We start from the raw sequence: 287 nt of genomic DNA on the forward strand, positions 1-287 counted from the left end.
ATAGCCTTCTCCGCCATCCTCCGAGGTTCCAGGAAGCTCGGAAAGTACGTTCCCTCCCTCAGCTTGGGCATCCTCAGACTCAGCTTGCCCACTCTCGTATCCCAAGGTCTCGGCCTGTAGCCGTTTCGGTATTCGGGAAGTACGTTCCCTCCCTCAGCTTGGGTATCCTCAGACTCAGCTTGCCCACTCTCGTATCCCAAGGTCTCGGCGTATAGCCGTTTCGGTATGTCGATCGCTCCGCCGTTCTCTCATGCCTCTCCGCTCCGATTCTCTCAGTGGCCTCGAGC

1 pseudogene is annotated in these 287 nt (G+C 58.2%); it reads right to left on the reverse strand.

Annotation, left to right across the window (positions count from 1 at the left end):
* Window positions 1-268, reverse strand: a pseudogene (locus NUW23_12535) (transposase).
* Window positions 269-287: the final 19 nt, after the last annotated feature.

The organism is Bacillota bacterium, from assembly GCA_024655925.1.
Classification (GTDB): Bacteria; Bacillota; DTU025; order DTU025; family JANLFS01; genus JANLFS01.